The sequence below is a fragment of the Prevotella sp. P5-108 genome, from assembly GCF_002251385.1.
Taxonomy (GTDB): Bacteria; Bacteroidota; Bacteroidia; order Bacteroidales; family Bacteroidaceae; genus Prevotella.
Window position 1 is genome coordinate 1 of the sequence record NZ_NPJJ01000012.1, and the last position, 20,509, is coordinate 20,509.

Annotated in this window: 20 protein-coding genes and 1 pseudogene; 7 read left to right on the forward strand and 14 right to left on the reverse strand. The window is 54.8% G+C overall.

Annotated features, from left to right (window positions below; genetic code table 11):
* Positions 1-3: 3 nt before the first annotated feature.
* Positions 4-327 carry a DUF3467 domain-containing protein gene (locus tag CIK95_RS01980; protein ID WP_094422369.1) on the reverse strand — a complete coding sequence of 108 codons (324 nt, stop codon included), beginning with the start codon at positions 325-327 and terminating at the stop codon, positions 4-6.
* Positions 328-467: 140 nt separating this feature from the next.
* Between CIK95_RS01980 and CIK95_RS01985 the strand changes: the two genes are divergently transcribed.
* The 3 genes from CIK95_RS01985 (at position 468) to CIK95_RS01995 (ending at position 1,771) form a co-directional block, all read left to right on the forward strand.
* Positions 468-746: a hypothetical protein gene (locus tag CIK95_RS01985; protein ID WP_158215060.1), complete on the forward strand. Its 279-nt coding sequence runs from the start codon at positions 468-470 to the stop codon at positions 744-746.
* A gap of 268 nt (positions 747-1,014) precedes the next feature.
* Positions 1,015-1,185, forward strand: a complete 171-nt coding sequence (locus CIK95_RS01990) for a 4Fe-4S binding protein (protein ID WP_022311332.1) — start codon at positions 1,015-1,017, stop codon at positions 1,183-1,185.
* Between the two features lie 76 nt (positions 1,186-1,261).
* Positions 1,262-1,771, forward strand: coding sequence for a nitroreductase family protein (locus CIK95_RS01995; protein WP_094388978.1), 510 nt, complete (start codon positions 1,262-1,264; stop codon positions 1,769-1,771).
* Positions 1,772-1,954: 183 nt separating this feature from the next.
* On the opposite strand, the gene CIK95_RS02000 is transcribed toward CIK95_RS01995, so the two are convergent.
* Entirely contained in the window at positions 1,955-3,886 is a 1,932-nt protein-coding gene (locus CIK95_RS02000; RefSeq protein ID WP_371591353.1) for a polysaccharide biosynthesis protein, read from the reverse strand.
* Between the two features lie 1,196 nt (positions 3,887-5,082).
* Between CIK95_RS02000 and CIK95_RS02005 the strand changes: the two genes are divergently transcribed.
* Positions 5,083-5,829, forward strand: coding sequence for a 5'-nucleotidase C-terminal domain-containing protein (locus CIK95_RS02005; RefSeq protein WP_094466137.1), 747 nt, complete (start codon positions 5,083-5,085; stop codon positions 5,827-5,829).
* A gap of 16 nt (positions 5,830-5,845) precedes the next feature.
* On the forward strand, positions 5,846-6,688 hold the full coding sequence (locus CIK95_RS02010; RefSeq protein ID WP_022311328.1) for a bifunctional UDP-sugar hydrolase/5'-nucleotidase: 843 nt from the start codon (positions 5,846-5,848) through the stop codon (positions 6,686-6,688).
* A gap of 74 nt (positions 6,689-6,762) precedes the next feature.
* Here the strand turns inward: CIK95_RS02010 and CIK95_RS02015 are convergent, their stop codons facing one another.
* Positions 6,763-8,529, reverse strand: coding sequence for an SGNH/GDSL hydrolase family protein (locus CIK95_RS02015; RefSeq protein ID WP_022311327.1), 1,767 nt, complete (start codon positions 8,527-8,529; stop codon positions 6,763-6,765).
* 42 nt (positions 8,530-8,571) lie between these two features.
* Positions 8,572-9,318 (reverse strand): porin family protein, encoded by a 747-nt coding sequence (locus CIK95_RS02020; protein ID WP_094466138.1) that lies wholly within the window; start codon positions 9,316-9,318, stop codon positions 8,572-8,574.
* A 344-nt stretch (positions 9,319-9,662) separates the two neighbouring features.
* Here CIK95_RS02020 and CIK95_RS02025 point away from each other — a divergent pair, with 344 nt between their 5' ends.
* Entirely contained in the window at positions 9,663-10,238 is a 576-nt protein-coding gene (locus tag CIK95_RS02025) for a porin family protein (RefSeq protein WP_094422361.1), read from the forward strand.
* An 82-nt stretch (positions 10,239-10,320) separates the two neighbouring features.
* Here the strand turns inward: CIK95_RS02025 and CIK95_RS02030 are convergent, their stop codons facing one another.
* Together CIK95_RS02030 and CIK95_RS02035 are read right to left on the reverse strand one after the other, a co-directional pair.
* A complete protein-coding gene (locus CIK95_RS02030; RefSeq protein WP_022311324.1) occupies positions 10,321-10,518 on the reverse strand; it encodes a hypothetical protein in 198 nt (65 codons plus the stop codon).
* Positions 10,519-10,531: 13 nt separating this feature from the next.
* Complete coding sequence (locus tag CIK95_RS02035) at positions 10,532-11,779, reverse strand: phosphoribosylaminoimidazolecarboxamide formyltransferase (protein WP_094388975.1); 1,248 nt, start codon at positions 11,777-11,779, stop codon at positions 10,532-10,534.
* Between the two features lie 56 nt (positions 11,780-11,835).
* Between CIK95_RS02035 and CIK95_RS02040 the strand changes: the two genes are divergently transcribed.
* Positions 11,836-12,081 (forward strand): hypothetical protein, encoded by a 246-nt coding sequence (locus tag CIK95_RS02040; protein WP_094422357.1) that lies wholly within the window; start codon positions 11,836-11,838, stop codon positions 12,079-12,081.
* 79 nt (positions 12,082-12,160) lie between these two features.
* On the opposite strand, the pseudogene rhuM reads toward CIK95_RS02040, so the two are convergent.
* The 8 genes and pseudogenes from rhuM to CIK95_RS13060 form a co-directional block, all read right to left on the reverse strand.
* A pseudogene (gene rhuM, locus CIK95_RS02045) lies at positions 12,161-12,352 on the reverse strand (RhuM family protein); the annotation flags it as partial.
* 554 nt (positions 12,353-12,906) lie between these two features.
* Positions 12,907-13,440 (reverse strand): hypothetical protein, encoded by a 534-nt coding sequence (locus tag CIK95_RS02050; protein WP_094387440.1) that lies wholly within the window; start codon positions 13,438-13,440, stop codon positions 12,907-12,909.
* 186 nt (positions 13,441-13,626) lie between these two features.
* Positions 13,627-14,421, reverse strand: coding sequence for an MBL fold metallo-hydrolase (locus CIK95_RS02055; RefSeq protein ID WP_094387441.1), 795 nt, complete (start codon positions 14,419-14,421; stop codon positions 13,627-13,629).
* Positions 14,422-14,479: 58 nt separating this feature from the next.
* On the reverse strand, positions 14,480-16,012 hold the full coding sequence (rmuC, locus tag CIK95_RS02060) for a DNA recombination protein RmuC (protein ID WP_254046392.1): 1,533 nt from the start codon (positions 16,010-16,012) through the stop codon (positions 14,480-14,482).
* A 184-nt stretch (positions 16,013-16,196) separates the two neighbouring features.
* Positions 16,197-17,258 (reverse strand): butyrate kinase, encoded by a 1,062-nt coding sequence (gene buk / locus CIK95_RS02065; RefSeq protein ID WP_094387442.1) that lies wholly within the window; start codon positions 17,256-17,258, stop codon positions 16,197-16,199.
* Positions 17,259-17,262: 4 nt separating this feature from the next.
* On the reverse strand, positions 17,263-18,117 hold the full coding sequence (locus CIK95_RS02070) for a phosphate acyltransferase (RefSeq protein WP_094387443.1): 855 nt from the start codon (positions 18,115-18,117) through the stop codon (positions 17,263-17,265).
* Positions 18,118-19,287: 1,170 nt separating this feature from the next.
* On the reverse strand, positions 19,288-20,226 hold the full coding sequence (locus tag CIK95_RS02075; RefSeq protein ID WP_144007689.1) for a hypothetical protein: 939 nt from the start codon (positions 20,224-20,226) through the stop codon (positions 19,288-19,290).
* A gap of 21 nt (positions 20,227-20,247) precedes the next feature.
* On the reverse strand, positions 20,248-20,509 hold a 262-nt coding region (locus CIK95_RS13060), incomplete at its 5' end, for a hypothetical protein (protein ID WP_158215061.1).

Here is a 20,509-nt window from a genome sequence, read left to right on the forward strand (position 1 = left end):
GCCTTAGGCCTCGCCGCTGGTGGGGGCAATGGGAGGTATCATGCGCTGGTCCTCAGCGGTGCCGAGGTCAATCCGCCCGAAAGTCTGCTCGTACTTTAGCACATTCTCTTGCAACGCCATGAGCAGGCGCTTGGCGTGCTCGGGCGCCATAATCATCCTGCTTGCCACCTCGGGCTTGGGCATGCCCGGCAATGCCTGCGCGAAGTCTATCACGAAGTCACTGTGTGAGTGGTTAATCAACACCAGGTTGGCATAGATGCCTCGAGCCACCTCGGGCTTAATGTCCAGTTGCAGCTGCATGGTCTGCTCGTTATTCTTTTGGTCCATAATTCTTCTATATATATAATAAGGTATAGCAACCAGCCTTCCGAGCTATCGGTTCGGGCTGTGCGCCCACAAAATTACGGCATAATCGTCAAACCACCAAGGTTTCGGCGGAAAAGATTAGAACTTCGGGCGTCACGCCATTGACCTGCACAGGTTTCGGAAGATGCTCCTTCGGGGTGAAAAGGACTTGGGGTGTGGCGGAGATGGACAGCAAGAACGCGGAGGTGGTTATATCATTTGTGGAGGTCATTATAATCTTCACAAAGGTCATCATAATTTTTGTGGAGGCCATTATAATTTTTGTGAAGGTCATCATAATTTTCGTGGAGGTACCCTCCAGCGGCGTGGAGATGGTCATAATTTTCGCAGAGATGGTCATAAATATTGTGGAGGTGAGCACGGCGGGAAGGGAGGGGTAAGAATAAAAAAACGGGAAAAACTATAAAAATTTTATCCCTATTTGTAGGTATGTCAGAATTAAGTTGTAACTTTGCAACAACATTAGTAGGTATTCTATAGCGCATAGAGAGCAATCTGTGGTGCATGGAGAGCAATCTGTGGTGCATGGAGAACCACCTGCGGAGCATAGAAAACAAGCTATAGCGCATGGCGAGCGGCCTGTGGTGCATAGGGAACCTACTATAATGGATTGAGAACAAGATTATTAACAATATAAAATTAAAGATTATGGCATACGTAATTAGTGACGATTGTATCGCTTGCGGTACATGTATCGATGAGTGTCCTGTAGGCGCTATCTCTGAAGGCGAAAAGTATTCTATCAACCCCGACGCTTGTACAGAGTGCGGCACTTGCGCAAGTGTTTGCCCCAACGAGGCTATCAGCCTGGGCGAATAATCGCATAGAGACAACACAACGATTTAGAGCGACACTCTCCAGCAATGGGGCGTGTCGCTTTTTGATTGCTACGATTATGGAATTCCTTCAACTTACCGAGAAGCGCTTCTCCGCAAGACGCTTCACTGACGAGGCTGTCGCCCAAGCCGACCTCGACTACATCATGGAGTGTGTGCGCATGGCTCCCTCTGCCTGCAACCGCCAGCCGTGGCACTTTGTCATCGTGGAGAGCGATGACGCCAAAGCCCGTCTGCGCCGATGCTACGACCGCGAATGGTTTGCCACTGCCCCACTCTACATCGTCTGTCTGAAGAACACGGAAGAAAACTGGGTGCGCGCCGAAGACAGCCACGCCCACGGCGACATAGACCTCGCCATAGCCACCGAGCATCTCTGCCTGGCAGCCGCCGAGCGCGGTCTGGGCACCTGCTGGGTATGCAACTTCAATGTGGCTCTCGCCCGCGAGCTGTTTGCCCAAGCCCCGATGGAGCCTGTCGCCATCATCCCTATCGGCCACATTGCCAACGACTGTCAGCAGCCCGAGAAGAAGCGCAAGAGCATCGACGAAATCGTGAGCCGCGTCTAAGCTGCCGGCTGCGACCGAGCCGAGGACGACTGAGAACGCCACTGGGGCGACGATGATGCCGCTGATGCCACCGCCGGCACCTCTGCCCCAGCCCCCTCTCTCCCCACAAACGCACATCGCCCCGCCCACATATCTCTATATGGGCGGGGCGATGCCATTGACGGGTATCAGTGGATGCGTGGGCTATGCCACAGTCGAGTCTTTGTCGAGGACTTCGTACTTGGAGTGCTTGCTGATATACTCGGGCACGATATGTTTCATCTTAGCCACCGTAGCCATGTCGTCGTAACCGGCAGCGATGTCGTTCAGCTCTTCGATCTCGCGCTCGGCGTCCTCATATTCATAGCTGCGCACCTGGGCGATACGTATCTTCTCGTGGAATGAAGGCAGCGTGTTCTCGTTCTCGCTGAGCACCTCTTCGTAGAGTTTCTCTCCGTCGCGCAGTCCGGTGAACTGTATCTCCACATTCTTGGCGCCGCTGAGCTGTATCATTCGGCGTGCCAGGTCGGCTATCCTCACGGGCTCGCCCATGTCGAAGACGAATATCTCGCCACCCTTGCCGTGGGTACCGGCTTCGAGCACCAGCTTGCAGGCTTCGGGGATGAGCATGAAGAAACGGATAATCTTGGGATGGGTCACCGTGAGCGGTCCGCCCTCTGCCAGCTGCTTGCGGAAGAGAGGGATGACAGAACCGTTGGAACCGAGCACATTGCCGAAGCGCGTGGTGACAAACTGGGTGACACCCTCTATCTTGCCCTCCTTGATGGCCTTGTCGAGGCTCTGCACATAAATCTCGCAGATGCGCTTGGAACAGCCCATCACATTGGTGGGGTTGACCGCCTTGTCGGTGGAAATCATCACAAACTTCTTGACGCCGTACTTGACACTGAGGTCGGCTATCACCTTGGTACCCCACACATTGTTCTGCACACTCTCGCTGGGGTTGTCTTCCATCATGGGCACATGCTTGTAGGCTGCGGCGTGGAACACGTAGTCTGGGCGGAACTCACTGAAGATTGCCTCCATGCGGTCTTGCTTGCATATGCTTGTCACCACGGTGTGGGCGATGATGTCGGGATAGTCCTTTTTCATCATCAGACGGATGTCGTGCTGTGGCGTCTCTGCCTGGTCTATGAGCATCATCTCTGCGGGATGATAGATGGCTATCTGTCGCACCATCTCGCTGCCTATCGAGCCAGCCGAACCTGTGATGAGCACCTTGCGGCCGCTGAGCAGCTTGCCCACACTGTCCATGTCGACCTTGATTTCTTCGCGTGGCAGCAAGTCCTCTATCTTCACCTCTCGCATCGACACCTTCATCTGTGTCTCGCCATCCTTGTCCCACTTCTCTGTGCTCTGGGCAACGTATATCTTAAGTCCTGCCTCGATGAAGAGGTCCTGCAGTTTGCGGTTCTTCAGAAAGAGGTCGTGCTTGAGCGGACTCACCATCACTGCCTCTATCTTGCGCTTGCGTATGATGGCAGCCAGGTCCTCTCGGGTCGAATAGATGTGTCGTCCCATGAGTCTTTCCTTGTAGTGGGGCTTGCTGTCGCCGATGTATCCGTCGATGACAAACTTGACGGGCTTGGTGTTCAGCGCCTCGTTGGTGATGGCTATGGCTCCGGCGTGGGTTCCGTAGATGAGGGTGCGGCGTGCGTGGTCGCCCACGAGAGCATTCTCAAACACCATCTTGATGATGATGCGCGAGATGCACAACACGGTGAGTATGCCGCCAAAGATGGCTATCAGCTTACGTCCGGTGAAGGCATAGAAGACATTCTCCCAACCGTAGTTGATGACTGCATAATTGAACGCAAGATAGACAAAGAACGCCAGAAGCGTGGAGTAGACTATGCGCAACAAGTCTACAAACTGCGAAAAGCGCAGTATGCCCGAATAGGTACGAAAGACACGGAAGCCCACGACATTGGCGGCGCAGATAGCCAGCAATGAGGGGAACAGCAATGACCACTCGTTGAGGATATCCTGCGCACTATGGCGCAGCCAGATAACGAACAGAGCGCTGAAGAAGCACAGCACGACATCAAAAATCACAACAGCCCAGCGGGGTAAGGCTGACTTGCGAAAATACCAGTTGTAAATTTTGCCCAGCATGATGATTATTATAATTCTTCACATCGGTATTTCCCCTAAGGGAAATCTCTTTCATTCTCGTTTATGCGGAAAACGTCGTCCTTCATGGTCCGCCATATCGGACGGATTACCCGCATCGGGTTAGTCTAAGTAAACAAACAGTGCAAAAGTAACAAAAATTATTAACAATGTAATCATAATCCTTTAATATTTTTACATTTTACCTCAAAAAAAAGCCAAACGGGGGGGGGTAAAACACCCCCTGCTGGCGCAAAAATCACTCCCGAATATATAAATATGCCGTTTGCCGTGTTACCTGATGACTGCTCTGAGTCTTCGGTCTTTTACAAGGCGCCTTTTGTTTGTTTCGTTATTCGCAATAGCTCGTTATTACTCATTAAAAGCCAAAAGTATTTGCATTTCCTGCTGCGGGTAACGCCTTCGGCTAAACGCAACACTTACAGCGTTGCTCCACCTTATTATATGTATTACCCAGGGTAGAGGCGCTGCGCACCTCAACCCTGGGCTGGGGAATCGCAACTCCTACAGAGTTGCCGGGGGTGCGTACCGTCTTCCTATATGAATGGTCAAACATATTTGGCAGTAATTGGCTAACCATGATGGATGGTATGCACCCAAGGGTGGAATGATGTTTGCCCATGATGTGTTGTGCACATACAATGATGGGGTAGCCCATGGTGGATGGTACGCAACCTTGGCAACTCTGAACCAACGGTCACCGGCGTGGCGCAGTGCGCCACGGAAAGGTAATGGAGTTGTGATTACATAGCCCTGGGTTGCGGGCGAAAGCACGCTACCCAGGGTAAGATACCCCCACTAATATAGCAAAGCTGTAAGTGTTGCGTTTAGCCGTAGGCGTTACCCCGGCAGGACTTTTGCCAGCAATAAGCCAAACTAAATCCACTCTAAAAGCAAAATCCAAGCAAGCCCTAATGACCGTTTGGGGATAAAGGACATAACCCTGACCGCCGTAGCCACCCTACCCTGCCCGAGAGTCTACTCCCGCCTGTCTAACGTGAGCAGATCTGAGGCTGGCAGTTGCCACCACCGCCACAAGAATGGGGCGAAATCGCCACGCCACACGAAAAAAGCGGCACAAAGCCAAGCGTAAGTCAAAAAATATTCCTACTTTTGCACCGAGGCGAGGCTCGCCGAGCCGCCATGCGCCTTGCAATCAACTAAACGACATTACAAATATGAAGAAAACCCTTTTGGCTCTCGTCCTCCCCGTCGCGCTGGCGATGGCGGGCTGCCGGTCCCACTATGAGGTAAGCGAGATTACGCGCTCGCGCATCCTGATAGACAGCCGGTACGACACCCAAGACACCGAGGCGCACAAGTTTCTGGCGCCCTACACCCACAAAGTCGATTCGCTCATGAGTCCGGTGGTAGGCACCGTCGCCCGCGACCTGACCGTGCGCCGCCCCGAAGGCGCGCTTTCCAATCTGCTGAGCGACATACTGATATGGGGTTCAGCCCGCTTCGGCGAGCATCCCGACTTTGCCGTATACAACATGGGCGGTATCCGCGCCTCGCTCGCCAAGGGCAAGGTGACCATCGGCGACGTGGTCGATGTGGCCCCCTTTGACAACAAGCTGTGCCTGCTCACCCTCACCGGCGCCCAGGTGACCCAGCTCTTCGAGCAGATAGCAGCAGTAGGCGGCGAGGGAGTGAGCCACGAGGTGGCACTGGTCATCAGCAGCGACCACAAGCTGGTTTCCGCCACCGTGGGAGGCAAGCCCATAGACCCCAATGCCTCTTACCGCATAGCCACCCTGGACTATCTGGCCCAGGGCAACGACAAGCTCGACGCCTTCAAGCAGAAGACGCAGCTGGTGTCGCCACAGACCGAAGAAAACAACGTGAGATATATCATCATGGACTACTTCCGCACCCATGGCACGGTCGACGCTGCCATTGAGGGGCGTATCAAGGTCCAATAAACATAGGAGAAGACTTATGAAACGCATCATGATACTGGCTGCCGCCATCGTCGTATGTACCGCAGCCGCAGCCCGCAAGACGGTGACCATCACCATCATGCACACCAACGACACCCACAGCTGCATCCTGCCGCTCAACCCCAACCTCGCCGACACCGCCGTGGCTGGCCGTGGCGGCTTTCTGCGCCGCATCGAGATGCTGCGCCAGGAGCGGCTCAAGGACCCCGACCTGCTGGTCTTCGACAGCGGCGACTTCTCGCAGGGCTCTCCCTACTACAGCCTCTTCAAGGGTGAAGTGGAGATAGAGCTGATGAACCGTATGGGCGTCAACGCCTCGACCATAGGCAACCATGAGTTTGACTTCGGCGTGGAGAATATGGCACGTCTCTTCGACATGGCCAAGTTCCCCGTGCTCTGCGCCAACTATCGCTTCACGGGCACACCGCTCGAGGGCAAAGTCGAGCGCTATCGCGTGTTCCACGTCAAGGGTGTGCGCATCGGCGTGTTCGGCATCGACCCCAAACTCAAGGGTCTCGTGGACGACAAGAAGATAGGCGGCGTGGAATACCTCGACCCCATCGCCACCGCCAACGAGATGGCGCAGCTGCTGCGCACTCGCGAAGGCTGCGATGTAGTCATCTGCCTGTCGCATCTGGGTTGGCTCGAGCGCGGCATGAGCGACCAGGAGGTGATAAGCCACTCGCGCGGCATCGACCTGGTGCTGGGCGGCCATAGCCACACCTACTTCCAGACGCTACGCTATGTCAAGGACCTCGACGGCCGCCAGGTACCCGTAGACCAGAACGGCAAGCACGCCATCTATGTAGGCAAGATAGAACTGAAGGTGAAGCGCAAGTAATCACAGCGACCATCTACCACAAAGCCCTCGACGCTATCGGCGTCGAGGGCTTTGTCATTGATGATGGGGATGATTTACTTGAGGTGCTTCTTGAGCTGCTTGCCCAGCAGGGTGTAACCCTTCTCGTTGGGGTGCAGTCCGTCCTTCATGAAGCAGGTGGGGTCAATCTTGCCCGAACCGTCCTTGAGAGTCAGGCAGTCGGTGAGGTCTACGAGTTCGGTCTTGTCGTCTGCCACAAACTTCTGCTCGAGCAGCTGGTTGATGCGTGCCACCTTGACCTCACGGTTCTTGGCGGGATAGACCTTGAGCACGTGAATCTTGGCCTGGGGCTGGCGCTCACGGATGAGGGCTGTGAGGTCAACGATACCCTGTGCTATCTCCTCCTCGGTGTTGACATAGTAGTTGTTGATACCGATGAGCAGACAGATGTGCTTGGGTTTGCAGCCCTCGAGCTCTCCGTGGTAGATACGCCAGAATACGTTCTCTATACGGTCCCATCCGAAGCCCATATTGGTAACGCGGCGCTTGCCGAAGGTCTTGCCCCAGGCGGCTCCGCCATTGTTGACACCGTTGACGGGATTGCCGCCCCAGAAGTGGGTGATAGAGTTGCCGATAAGCAGTATCTCGGGGTCGGTAGTGTGGTTGAGCTCGACCACCTGGTTATGGCGCACGCGCCATTCATAGCATCCGTCGCGACGCTGTGTGACGGGAGGGAACACCTTGTTGGGTGCGTCCTCGGCGAGCATCTCGCGCAGCTTCTTGATATAGGCGTCGGCATAGACGCGGCAACCCAGGTCGTTGGGGTGAGAACCCTCTATCATATACTCTTCGCCAAAGGCGATGTCGGCCTTGTTCATATAGAAGAGGTTCTTGACTCCCTCTGCCTTGAGCTCATCGTAGGCTTTGTGGAGAGCGGCGTTGCCACGGTTGTACTTGGCGGCGACATTGGCGCGGAACACGCTGTCGGGCGTGGGGTGGCACTCGCAGAGCAGGATGGGGGCATCGCTCTTGGCGCGCAGCTTCATCACACCCTCCTTGGCACGCTTGATGATTTCGGGCTCCTTGAGGTTGAAGCTGTTGGGCATAGCATCAACGACGAAGGCACGGGCGTTGATCTCGCTGAGCATGTCGAAAACGGCAGGCTCCATGCGGGCTGAGCCCGAGAAGCCCAGATTGATGACGGGATATTCCATCTCGCGCTCCACGATATTGGTAATCGCCATACCGGGACGCGAGGGAGAGGCACCCTGGATGATGGACGAGCCGTAGATGACGATGGGGCGCTCGGGCGACTGGTGGATGAACTGGAAGCTGGCATTGGCGTCGACACCTACCTCGAGCCACTTCACGCCGTTGTAGTTGGGCAGATAGAGGGTATACTCCACGCCACGGCTCTTGTTCTTGAAGGTCAGGTTCTGCCATTCCATGCGGGCAGTATCAGCCTTCATCTTCCAACTCATGTGGTTGGCTATCCAGTGGGTATCTCCGTCGGGAGTCTTGCCGTAGAGGTCTACGCCCGACTTGTTGATACCGGTCATATTGAAGCCGTTGTAGTTGTTTGACGGACATCCGTAGCGCACACGGATAGTCTTGGAGTTGGAGACGAAGCGCACGATGACGCCGGCAGTCTGGGCCTTCAGGCTCCACACGTTCTTGGGCAGCGTGGCAGCGAATCGCTCGGGCAGACGGTCATAACTCTTACCCATTTCCTTGTTCCAGGCGCGTCCGCAGATGTAGGGCTCGTCACCGTCCATGGGGTTCATCCATTTCACTTGTTGTGCCATAGCCTGGATGGTCATCATCCACAGCAGCACGATCATCGAGATGTGTTTAATCTTCATTGGTTGTTTATTTTTAATAGTTAATGAGTTTCGTTTTAGGGTCTATTCAAAGTAGAATGTAAGCACTATCATCTTGGTGCGCGTCTCGCTGATGCTGCGGGCGAAAGGCTTCATCGCGTCGTCCTTGAGCTTGTCGGGATGGGAAGTGTCGAGGCTGTTGATGAGACTGAACATGAACTTCAGTTCGGGCCTCAACTTGAAGTAAGGCAGGTAGAAGTCGCAGCCCAAGCCCACCTCGGCAAAGGTGTCATAACGCTTCAGTCGCACGATGTCGTCATCTCTGCCGCTCAGATTAATCATGGGGTTGATACCCGCCATGATGTAGGGCCGGTGATTGTTGAAGCGCGGCGCGGCGAAGATGAGGTCGAGCGCCGAAGACACGTAGATAGACTTCAGGTCCTGATAGCGCACGATGCGGTTGCCACCAGCGTCGGTCTGGGTCTGATGATGGAAGGTGAGATGACGGTTGCCAAAGTAGAGGGCTGGGGCTACACGAAACTGGAAATTCTGACTCAGACGGAATTCGCCCAGTACACCCACGTTGAGACCAGCATCCCAGCGGTCCTGGTCGGCAGAGATGAGCACCTGCTGCTGGGTTCCGTCCTCGGCAGTGATGGTCTGCGGGCCTACGTTGACCATCTCCATATCCTGCATGTGGGTTCCCACGAGTATACCGAAATGGAATGGGCGCAGGTCGGTATAAGGGCGGTTCTCGACCTTGCGTTCCTGGGCATCGGCAGCCATCGTGGCTACGACAGCCATCATGACAATAAGGATATATTTCTTCATCACGTGCATCACATTATATATATAATAAGGTGTTACGGCGCCCTTGGAGCTGCGCCCCACCACTATCTCTTGCAAATTTACGACAAAAATACTGAAACATACCCCAATTTCCGATAAAAATACATGACAGACAGTGAAAAGCACGCTCCGCATGACCATCATTGCACCGCCCGATGCCCTGACGAGTGAAAAAACCGAACAAGTTGCGCAACTTTTAGAACAGCATGTGAAAAAAATCGGCTACAACTCTTGCACAGTTTGCAATAACACATTATATTTGCAGCAGATAAATGGCACCGCCATTACCGACGGCGCCAATAGTATTAACTCAAAACACATAGATCATGAAAAAGATTTTATTTGTAGCAGTAATGTTACTGGCCTCAGCAGCCACATTCGCCCAGAACAGCGTAGGACAGTTCACATTTACCCCCAAGGTAGGTCTTAACATCGCAGACTTCCAGAAGTGCGAAGGCTCTGATGCCCGTTTCGGTCTTGTTGCCGGTGGTGAGTTTGAATATGGTCTTTCTGACATGGTAGGCTTGAGCTTCGGAGCTCTCTACTCGATGCAGGGTGCCAAGTACAAGGACGGCGGTGTTACCGAGACCTTGAAGGCCGACTACATCAACATCCCTCTGCTTGCCAACGTATATGTAGCTCCTGGTTTTGCTGTCAAACTCGGTCTTCAGCCCGGTTTCAATGTAAACAGTGAGTACAAGGCAGCCCGCGGCAGTTCATCTGTCACCACAAGCGTAGACGCCAAGACTGTAGACCTCTCTATTCCAATCGGCGTTTCTTACCAGTTTGACAATGTTGTCATCGACGGCCGTTACAACTGGGGCCTCACCAAGGTATATGAGAACAGCGACTACAAGAACAGCGTATTCCAGATTACCGTAGGTTACAAGTTCGCCCTCTAATCCAGTATAGAGTTTAACAACAATGGGGACTATCCGCCGCTTGGTTGGCGTATAGTCCCCATTTTCTGTATCAGCATTGACGTTACTTTCTGCCTTTGCCTCGGTTGGCTCTCTGTTCACGGTATTTGGCTTTCTGCCTTGCCGAGCCCGAGCCGTGGGCACCGGTGATATACTTTTTCTTCTTGGCTTTGGTCTTCACTTTACCGTCTTGACCGCCATTGCCTTTGGGCGCGCTTCTGAACACAAGTCCGCCCTCGATGATATCGTCGATGTCTGCCATAGTCTGTGATGGATTAATGATGGAACAAGCGCACACCTGTAAACGCCATGGCTATGCCATACTTGTCGCAGGTGTCGATAACATTGTCGTCGCGTATGCTGCCTCCAGCCTGTGCGATATACTCTACGCCGCTCTTGTGGGCACGCTCGATATTGTCGCCGAAGGGGAAGAAGGCATCGCTGCCCAGTGCCACGCCCTTGTTCTGGGCGAGCCACTCACGGCGCTCTTCTGCGGTGAGAGGTTCTGGCTTCTCGGTGAAGAACATCTCCCAAGTGCCGTCGCGCAGCACGTCTTCCCACTCGTCAGAGATATACACGTCGATGGTGTTGTCGCGGTCGGCGCGACGTATGCCTGGCTTGAAGGGGAGCGCCATTACCTTGGGACACTGCCTCATCCACCATGTGTCGGCCTTGCTGCCAGCCAGACGGGTGCAGTGGATACGGCTCTGCTGTCCGGCGCCGATACCGATGGCCTGACCATCCTTGACATAGCATACCGAGTTGCTCTGGGTATATTTCAGGGTGATGAGGGCGATGACCAGGTCACGGCGAGCCTCATCGGTGAAGGTCTTGTTCTGGGTAGGGATGTTCTCAAAGAGAGCGGGGTCGTCGAGGCGTATCTCGTTGCGTCCCTGCTCGAAGGTGATGCCAAAGACCTGCTTGCGCTCGATGGGCGCGGGCTGGTAGTCGGGGTCTATCTGTATCACGTTGTAGGTACCCTTGCGCTTGTCGCGGAGCACGGCGAGAGCCTCGTCGGTATAACCCGGAGCTATCACACCGTCGCTTACCTCGCGCTTGATGAGCAGGGCAGTAGCCTTGTCACACACATCGCTCAGCGCCACAAAGTCGCCATACGAACACATACGGTCGGCACCGCGGGCACGAGCATAGGCACAAGCGAGGGGCGAGAGTTCGAAGTCGACGTCATCAACAAAGTAGATGTGACGCAGCGTGTCGGTCAGGGGCAGACCGATGGCAGCACCGGCAGGGCTCACGTGCTTGAACGACGCTGCGGCGGGAAGTCCTGTTGCAGCTTTGAGTTCGCGCACCAGCTGCCAGGAGTTGAGGGCGTCAAGGAAATTGATGTAGCCTGGGCGGCCGTTGATAACCTGGAGGGGCAATTCGCCTTCCTCCATAAAGATACGGGAAGGCTTCTGGTTCGGATTACATCCGTACTTAAGTGCAAGTTCTTTCATCTTGTGAGTATTATATACTTTCGGGTGCAAAATTACGAAAAAAAGATTACACCCCGTGGCTGACATACAGTATTTTTTCGTATTTTTGCACCCATATTGTTTATGAGCAATTATCAGATGTTATGAAACGGGAGTTAGAGACACTTCTCAAAGGATTGGAATCGGGCATCGTGCGCCATGTTGATGCCCGCCGGCTGTGGCAGTTGGTCACTCACGGCCGCCGCCCATCAGACAAGACACTCGACCGACTTGCGCTGCTTGCCGGCTTTCAGAACTGGAAAGACCTGCGCGAGGCTATGCGTGGCGAGAGCGACGCTGCCTTCGGTTTTGAAGAAGAAAAGGAGAAGCCTCGCTCGTCCCAGCCATAACGGGGGACGGGCGAGGCTTCCCGGTTTTATAGTCTATCCGCCTTGGACTTGCCGTAATTGGTTATATTATATCCCTGTCCTGGATAAGATTGACTCGATAGCCCACGGAGATGATGGCATCGAGGTTATAGAACAACGTATTGCGCCGAACCACTCTCGCACCTTCTTGTTGAACTACCGAGATTTTCTCGGTAGTTGCCTCCTGGTTCAATTCATTCGTACCATACATGTTCTTCAGATGCAAACCGATGTTATCAGCGGAACAATCAAAATAGCAGCCAATTAACATAACTTGGTAACCAAACTACATATACACCTCAATCCCATTCACCTCAAAATATAGGAGCTGCGAAAAGAGTTTGACTTCCTCGAAGGTAAGCATCGAGGACTCCACATCATACTCATAGTCAGACTTGTCATCTTAGAAGGTAGTGACACCAAGCGAGGTGGCGATGAAGCAGTCGAGATTGAACTTGCTCTTGGTGACACAAGTGAGGTTCGTCCACAGATATTGCATGAGGCGATGGAGTAAGCTACCAGATAACAGCATAGGAAAGATGCACAAAGTGCAGGAAAGGCGGTGCGCCACGCCTTACTCCTTTGAAAATCGGGATTGGCTACCTTTCGTTATTGACTCCCACGCCTGAGAGATTGCAAAAGCTAAAGGTGCAGATGAAGCGAAGCGTAACAGGAGGTGAAGACTAGGCTGCTGCCCACAAAGGAAAAGCCCTTGTCCTACGTTGCTTGGGCGCAAGACAAAGGCTTTACTGAAAGGCTGATTAGGAGAAGTTTCGCTTCATTGAAGTTTCATAGTCTTTGATGTCTTTACTTTTTACTAATGTCATCATCAGATTGCTTACGAAACCTTGAGCGATAAACCGAAATATTTGTGGTTACATCTTTTCCTCCTACTCGACCATATACTTTTATAGTGGCTTGTGCGATTAAGAAGCCCGACGGAAAATCTTCATCCTTCAACTTGGCAAAGTGAATGCGAAGTGTCTTATTGTCGGTATTTTTCACAGAGACACCAACCTCTTCCTCGGTGGCAGAGATATCTTTCCCCACATTGTTTTTTACTATTCCAAAACTGCAATCTAATGAATAGTTAATATTGTCGCAGTTAGTGCATGTCAGCTCTAAATCACCATCAATATAAGTATACGAATAGATGAAGTATTTCGATACCTTAGGGTAAAAAGTTATACCTATTTCTTCGGGATAATAGCTGACACTTATATATTCAGGATTAGTATTTGAAGTAGCCTTAAACAAAAGGGGCGAGTCTTTCACTTCATCGCAACTGCTTGACATCACAACAGTAAGCAATGAAAATAGCATGATTAAAAGCTTGTTCATATCTATAATTTATTTTGGATTCATGTTCACAAAGGTACTGTTTTTTCTCATTCATGGAGCGATGTAGCAATTATTTTATTCCGTTTTATTGCTGTCCGCCAAAACTATAAAGAGTACAATTCTCCCGCCCTAAATCCTCTCCATAGAAGTATTTATAGTCTATCCACCTTGGGATAAACCCTCTTGCTACAAGTCTATCACATCACCGTCATCGGGTACCACTATCCCACCCTTATACTCCTGGGCAGCCTCGTCGGCATAGCGCTGGCGGCGGGTGTCGAGGTGGTCGTCTTCGGTGTGGTAGAGTATCAGATGAGAGGCTCCGAGCTCGTGAGCCACGCGTCCGGCATCGAGCGCCGTGCTGTGGCTCTTCTCATAGGGATAATAGCGGTCGCGGTCGGCATAGAGACAGAAGGCTTCGCTCATGAGCCAGTCGGCGCCTTCGGCGTAGCGACGGCAGAGCGGGTTGTAGGGTTCGTCGCCTAGACACACCACCACCGCGCCACCAGGCAGCGTGGCACGGAAGCCATACTGGGGTTCCTTCTTGGAGTGGATGTCGAAACTCTGCATCCCTATGTCGCCTACATTGAAGCCGGTACCGTCGCCCACTTCGTGCATGACCACACGCTCGCCCATCAGGCGGCGGTGCTTGGCCGAGAGCGTCTCGCCGCAAATCATGCTGATGACGCGCAGCACCTTAGCATGGCTGTACACATGAAACCGACCCTCATAGCCCGTAGCCGAGAGCACCATACGTATCACCCAGATGGTGCCCAGGATGTGGTCGGTGTGGGCGTGAGTGACATACATGTGATGCAGGTCCTTGATGGCTATCCCCGCCTGCTCGAGGCGTTGCAGTATACCGTTGCCGCCGCCGGCATCGACCAGCAGGGTGGTCGTGTCGGTCTGCAGGACAAAGCAGGTGTTGTAGCACCGGGTGACGGTGGCGTGGCCGGTGCCGAGTATGACGATTCTGTTCATCTATATATCTGTTTACTTATATATAACAATGTAGGTCGCTGTCTGCCCTACACCCTTATCATTCTACGCTTTCGTCGGCGTCTTCCTCTTCAGCCTCTTCGACAGGGAGGGGCAGTCTTGCCTTGCGCTTCAGATTCTCCTTAGCACCCATTTTGATGAGTTTGCGGGCAGAGGTGGCTATGCTCTTGCCAGCAGGAGCGGTGACACCCTTAACCTCGTCAAAGGCATGGCGCGTCTTGACCAGCATGTCGTCGGCGGTCTGGAAGCGCTCATAGAAGAGCTGCACCCTATTGACCAGTTCGTTGGCAGTCTTCATGATTTCTTCCTGGTTCTCGGCCTGGCGCACCTGTCGCCAAGTCATCTCCAGCACGCGGAGCATCATATAGAGCGTCTGGCTGCCCGAGATGATTACGCCCTGGTCGTAGGCGCTCTTCCAGATGTCGGGTGCATTGGCGAGGGCGAGCTGCAGAGCACTCTCGCTGTAGATGTACATCATCACAAAGTCGAGCTTGGCCTTCCCCTTGCCGGTATATTCGTAGTAGCGTTTGGCGGCGAGTTCCTTGATGTGGTTGCGTACCGACGTGATGTGGCGCTCCAAGGCTTGGGCGCGCTCTTCGTCGGTCTCGGCGTTGTGGTAGTCCTCAAAGGCCTTGAGTGACATCTTGGCATCGATGATGACATCGCGGTTGCCGGGGAAGTGGAGGATGACATCGGGTATCATGCGGCATCCGCTGTCGTCGCCACGCAGACTCTTGCCCTGCTCATCGCGCATGGTCGTCTGCTCTTCAAACTGCACGCCCTCTTCCAGCCCCATATTCTCAAGGAGCGTACGCAGCTGGAGCTCGCCGAAATTGCCCTGCACCTTGTTTTCGCTCGTGAGCGCCTGTGCCAGCTTGTCGGCGCGCTCGCCCACCTCCTTGGCCTGACGCAGGTTCTCCTTGATGGTGGCGTCGAGCTTCACCATGCGGTCGGCCTGGTCGCGGTCGTTACGCTCCACCGCCTCACGCATCTGCTTGAGGTTTTCGTGCAGCGGGTTGAGGATGGCCGACAGCTGCTCACTGTTCTTGGAAGTGAGCTCTTCGCTCCGCTTCTTGAGTATGGTCTCCGAGGCGGTGTTGATCTGCTCTTTGATGAGCTCGGCCTGCTGTTCCATCTGCTTCGCCTGCTGCTGGCGCATCTCGTCGAGCTGACGGCGATAGTGCTCGTCGGTCTCAGTCTTCTGCTTCTCATAGAGGGCCTTGAGCTCGGCACTCTGGCGGGCAAACTCTTCACCCATCTTCTTTGCCTGAGTCTCGAGCTCACGTCGGTGTTCCTCTTTCTGCTGGTCTATGGCAGCCTGCAGCTGTTGGGCTTGCTTGCCATAGTTCTCGGCTTGTGTGGCATAGCGTTCACGCTCGGTGATGGCCACGCGGTGCTGCTGTCTGAGTTCTTCGGTCTGGCGCTGCAGCTGCTCTGCCTGTGCCTTCAGGGTGTCGTTCTCGGTCTGCAGGAGCATGGTGCGTGCCGCCTGCCGGCTGTTGCCTATGCGCGCCAGCACCCACACCACGACGGCTGTCGCACACACGATGATAAGAGTTTCGATGATTCCCATAATACTTGCTGTTATATGTGATACTGACAAGGCGAGCGCCAGTATGCTTGGCCTCGCCTTTTATGGCAGGTCTGCCGCCGTGATTGACGCCACGGCGGCAGACTGTGTAATCTTTCGGGTCCGCCAGGCTGGCAGCGGTGGCGCCAGTGGCAGACCGTTGTCGGTCTATGCTTCCAGCGGCAGCCTACTCATACACTTTGGCTTCGCGGCGGTGGTGCAGCACATCGAGGGCGTTGAACGCCAGTGCCTGCATCTCGTCTTCGCCGGGATAGCAGTGGATGGGGGCGAGGAAGCTGATGCGCTCGCGCAGACGGCTGACGAGATAGTCGGAGCGCACGAGTCCGCCGGTGAGCAGTATGGCGTCTATATTGCCACAGAGCACGGCGCCCTCGGAAGCGATATTCTTGGCCACCTGATAGATCATGGCGTCGACCACCAGTTCGGCGTGCTTGTCACCACGGGCTATGCGGCTCTCGATTTCCTTCATGTCGTTGGTGCCCAGGTGGGCTATCAGTCCAGCCTGTCCGGCTATGCGCTTGAGCAGTTCCTTCTCGGTGAACTGACCGCTGAAGCAGAGGCGTATCAGGTCGGCTGCAGGCAGCGAACCGGCACGCTCGGGCGAGAAGGGTCCCTCGCCGTCGAGGGCGTTGTTGGCGTCTATGGCACGGCCTTTCTCGTGGGCGGCGATAGAGATGCCGCCACCCATGTGGCAGATGATGAGGTTGAGGTCTTCATAACGGCGGCCTATCTCCTGGGCATAACGGCGGCCGATGGCGCGCTGGTTGAGGGCATGCCAGATGCAGATGCGGTGCATCAGGGGCGAACCGCAGATGCGGGCAAGGGGCGACAGCTCGTCTACCACGCCGGGGTCAGCGATGAAGGCACGGCAACCGGGTATCATGCGCGCTATCTCGTAGGCCATGATGCAGCCCAGGTCACAGGCGTGCTTGTGGATGGCTTGACGTGTGTCGTCGAGCATCTTCTCATTGATTTCGTAAACACCGCCCGAGACGGGCTTGGCGAGACCGCCACGGCCTATCACAGCCTCGAAGAGATAGTCGATGTCCATGCGCTTGAGTTCGTCGATGACGAGCTTGCGGCGGAAATCGTACTGGTCGGTGACTTCGTCAAACTGCGCCAGTTCTTCCACCGTGTGGCGAATGGTGCGCAGCATGATGGGGGTGGCGTCCTGATACACGGCTATCTTGGTAGAGGTCGAGCCGGGATTGATGACTAATATATGCATGGGGTCAGGCGTTTTTGAGTGATTGGAGGGCAGCCAGGGCCAGACTGTAGTACTTGCTGTCGGCATCGTCGCCGCGCGAAGGCATCACCACGGGCACATCGGGGCCCTGCAGCACAGCGGCTATGCGGGCAGAGGCGAGCAGGGTGATGGTCTTGTGGAACACGTTGGCCGCCTCGATGTCGGGGAACACCAGGGCGTCGGCGTCGCCACCCAAGGGAGAGTCGATGCCCTTGACGGCGAGGCTCTCAGGACACATCGAGGTCTTGAGGTCCAGCGGGCCGTCGATGATACAGGGGCCAAACTCGCCCTGACGGCCGCGCTCGATGATGTCGGCATAGCCGCCGGTATGGGGGAAGTGGCGCTCGTCGATATGCTCGGAACAGTGGATGAGCGAGATGCGCGGACAGTCGATGCCCATGCCGTGGCAGAGGGTGGCGAGATAGCGGGTCTGGCTGATGCGCTGTTCCTGGGTGGGATAAGGTATGACGGCGGCATCGCTGTATGCCACCAGTTTGTGATAGCCGGGCATCTCTGCCACAGCGGTATGGGTAAGCACCTCACCACGGCGCAGCAGACCCACCTCCTTGTTGAGGATGGCACGCAGCAGGATGTCCGAACTGATGAGCCCCTTCATCAGCACATCAGACTCGCCTCTATGGGCCATCGCCACAGCCTCGGCGGCAGCCTGGGCAGGGTCGGCATTGTCTACTACTATGGGTTCTATCCATCCCTCACCGGCGGCACGCTTCAGCGCCTCGGCCGAAGAGTTGTCGTTGGGACACACTGCTGCCACACGAACCTTACGGCCCAGTGAGCGCAGGCGTGAGATGAGTCCCTCAAAGCTGTTTGTGTCTGTCATTGTCATGTTTTAGTGGTTGGCGTAAGTTACATTTGCTTTTGCGCCTCAAAATTACGTAAAAAACTCAATGCCAACAAATGTTTTCCGATAAAAAACCATACCGGCACACAATTATTAACAAGGTATGGCAACGTGGGGAGTGTTGCGAATGGCCGCAGGCGTTATACTCAATCTTATAATTTCCACCAACCCATTTCTGGCAATTATCCTGCTGCAAGTAACGCCTTCGGCTAAGCGCAACTCTTACAGAGTAGCAATATTAGTGGGTGCATTACCCAGGGTAGCGGGCTGTGCCCGCAACCCTGGGCTATGAAATCGCAACTCTGTCAGAGTTGCCGGGGGTGCGTACCAGCCAACTGCGGCCCCATCCCACGCCCACGACATCAACGTAATTTATACCAATGACAAGTCCATATCCAACCCACTGGCTACCCATCAGCAGCGGCAACTCTAAACCGAAGGTCACCAGCGTGGCGATGTGCGTCGCGGAAAGGTAATAGGGTCGCCGAGATGCGTACCATCCACTATGTAAAACTCGAGATACGACCCATTTGACAGGCCGTCAGCAGCAGCAACTCTGTAGGAGTTGCGGTTCCCCAGCCCAGGGTAGAGGTCTCATCTGTGGTAAAAGTTGAGTTATGTATGATGTAAAATTTGAATACGAGCAAGAGGCCTAACCACAACAGGTCGGTTGCAGGCACAGGCAAACAAGAGACTACGGCTGCCGTATGCACTCCAGCGGGAAGCGCACAAAGCAGATTGGTCATGATGTAGTCTGTAATAATCGAGGTGTCTATAGTCGGGGGTGCGTCAGACACAAGCAGAGGGGCATACAGCACGCAGCCAATGCCTACAGGCCGCACAAGAAGCACGGGAAGAAACGATCGGGAGTGAAACTGATTGTATCTTAACGAGGTGCAAAGTGAACTATATTCCTGAAAACAGCGTAAAGGATTGATATATTTAACATTGTTAAAATCGCAGAAAAGCCCACGGTGTCCGCGACGCTGACGGCAGAAAACCGAAAGGCAAAAGCGACTGCCCGCGGGGAGCCGCTTTTGCCTTTCTGTCCTTGTGGATGTCTACCTCAAAAGGGTGCCTGCCCCGAAGGCAAGCCCCCCTGACCATGCAGCCCAATCGCTATCGGGCGGCACTGGCGGCACTATGACATCATCTTAATCGGCGTATAGCCTGGCGGGTGACCTGGGTCATAATGAGCATCATCTTTTCGGGGTCGCGCAGATTGGCGTCGGCGACCACACGGTGGATATCTATCTGCTTGTCGGCATCGAGCAGCACATCGACGAGCAACGCGCGACAGGCGGGGGTGAAGTCGAGGCTGACGAGGGCTGCTTCGACACTGTCGCGGCTATGGGTGAGCACAGCGGCATTGAGCTTCTCACTGGAGTCGGGCGATGAGGGGCATGGCGGCATGGGATGCTGGCGCATGAAGCGCTGGGCAAGGCTCTCGACACCGGCTATAGCCTGCTGGTAGGCGGTAGCGTCGTGGATGGGGCTGGACGAAGCGATGCTGTCGAGCACCGACTGAAGGCTGGAGACGAACGTCTGCCAATCGTCGATGGTGACGGGCTGTGAGGGGATGGCTGCGGGAGACGCGACGGGACGCGACTTGGGGTTGGGGCCATAGACACGCGAGAAACGGGCACGTATCTCGCCCTGATAGGGGAACGACCACTCCAGGCAGTAGGCTGTGCGATAGCCCGGGCGCGTGGCGTCGGCAAAGAGCGCGGCGATATGGTTGATATAATTGCGGCCTATGGTGACAGCGTTGCCGGGGGTGTAGGTGAGACGGCGCTGGTGCTTGTGGTCGTTGGCAGAATAGACTTTGTAAGCCGTCGCGGAGGATGCGAGAAAAGCCTCTCTCATGGTGTCAATAAACGCGCGGTTGCGCTCGCTGACCACAAACTCGTAGACCTCGGCAGAACCCTCGACCTGCATGGTGGCAGGGTCGCGCACGATGTTGGGATAGACTTCCATCTTGACCACCTTGCGCAGGTGGGCAAAGGACTTCTCGATGGGCTGCTGCGCATGGGCTGGCGCAACGAAGAAGAGCGCGAGGCTCATCACAAGGGCATGAATAGGTTTCATAACTGTTAAGATATTAATGGGTTAGACATTCTCGGCAAGCAGGTCGTCGACCGTCTCGGCCCCTTCTTCCAGGGCGGCGCAAATGTCGAGCGAGTTGAGCTCGCCGGCGACGATAAGGGCGGTGATGGTCTGCAACTGGGCGTTGGCGTGCTGCTGCGCCATATCGTCCATCAGATTGGCGGTGGCGACCACCGTCTCTGCCATAAGCTGGCGATAGAGCGTGTCGACAGGTTGGGCTGGGACGACGCAGGCAGGGGCAGACTTGCGGACGGCTGCGAACGGA

Bases quoted from the DNA above. Each gene is read 5' to 3' on its own strand.
- CIK95_RS02040 (WP_094422357.1), top strand. From the start codon at position 11,836: ATGAAACGGGAGTTAGAGACACTTCTCAAAGGATTGGAATCGGGCATC.
- CIK95_RS02020 (WP_094466138.1), bottom strand. From the start codon at position 9,318: ATGAAGAAATATATCCTTATTGTCATGATGGCTGTCGTAGCCACGATG.
- CIK95_RS02055 (WP_094387441.1), bottom strand. From the start codon at position 14,421: ATGAACAGAATCGTCATACTCGGCACCGGCCACGCCACCGTCACCCGG.
- CIK95_RS01995 (WP_094388978.1), top strand. From the start codon at position 1,262: ATGGAATTCCTTCAACTTACCGAGAAGCGCTTCTCCGCAAGACGCTTC.
- CIK95_RS02050 (WP_094387440.1), bottom strand. From the start codon at position 13,440: ATGAACAAGCTTTTAATCATGCTATTTTCATTGCTTACTGTTGTGATG.
- CIK95_RS02015 (WP_022311327.1), bottom strand. From the start codon at position 8,529: ATGAAGATTAAACACATCTCGATGATCGTGCTGCTGTGGATGATGACC.
- CIK95_RS01980 (WP_094422369.1), bottom strand. From the start codon at position 327: ATGGACCAAAAGAATAACGAGCAGACCATGCAGCTGCAACTGGACATT.
- CIK95_RS02005 (WP_094466137.1), top strand. From the start codon at position 5,083: ATGAAGAAAACCCTTTTGGCTCTCGTCCTCCCCGTCGCGCTGGCGATG.
- CIK95_RS02000 (WP_371591353.1), bottom strand. From the start codon at position 3,886: ATGCTGGGCAAAATTTACAACTGGTATTTTCGCAAGTCAGCCTTACCC.
- CIK95_RS02030 (WP_022311324.1), bottom strand. From the start codon at position 10,518: ATGGCAGACATCGACGATATCATCGAGGGCGGACTTGTGTTCAGAAGC.
- rmuC (WP_254046392.1), bottom strand. From the start codon at position 16,012: ATGGGAATCATCGAAACTCTTATCATCGTGTGTGCGACAGCCGTCGTG.
- buk (WP_094387442.1), bottom strand. From the start codon at position 17,258: ATGCATATATTAGTCATCAATCCCGGCTCGACCTCTACCAAGATAGCC.
- CIK95_RS02025 (WP_094422361.1), top strand. From the start codon at position 9,663: ATGAAAAAGATTTTATTTGTAGCAGTAATGTTACTGGCCTCAGCAGCC.
- CIK95_RS02070 (WP_094387443.1), bottom strand. From the start codon at position 18,117: ATGACAGACACAAACAGCTTTGAGGGACTCATCTCACGCCTGCGCTCA.
- CIK95_RS02035 (WP_094388975.1), bottom strand. From the start codon at position 11,779: ATGTCAGCCACGGGGTGTAATCTTTTTTTCGTAATTTTGCACCCGAAA.
- CIK95_RS02075 (WP_144007689.1), bottom strand. From the start codon at position 20,226: ATGAAACCTATTCATGCCCTTGTGATGAGCCTCGCGCTCTTCTTCGTT.
- CIK95_RS02010 (WP_022311328.1), top strand. From the start codon at position 5,846: ATGAAACGCATCATGATACTGGCTGCCGCCATCGTCGTATGTACCGCA.
- CIK95_RS01990 (WP_022311332.1), top strand. From the start codon at position 1,015: ATGGCATACGTAATTAGTGACGATTGTATCGCTTGCGGTACATGTATC.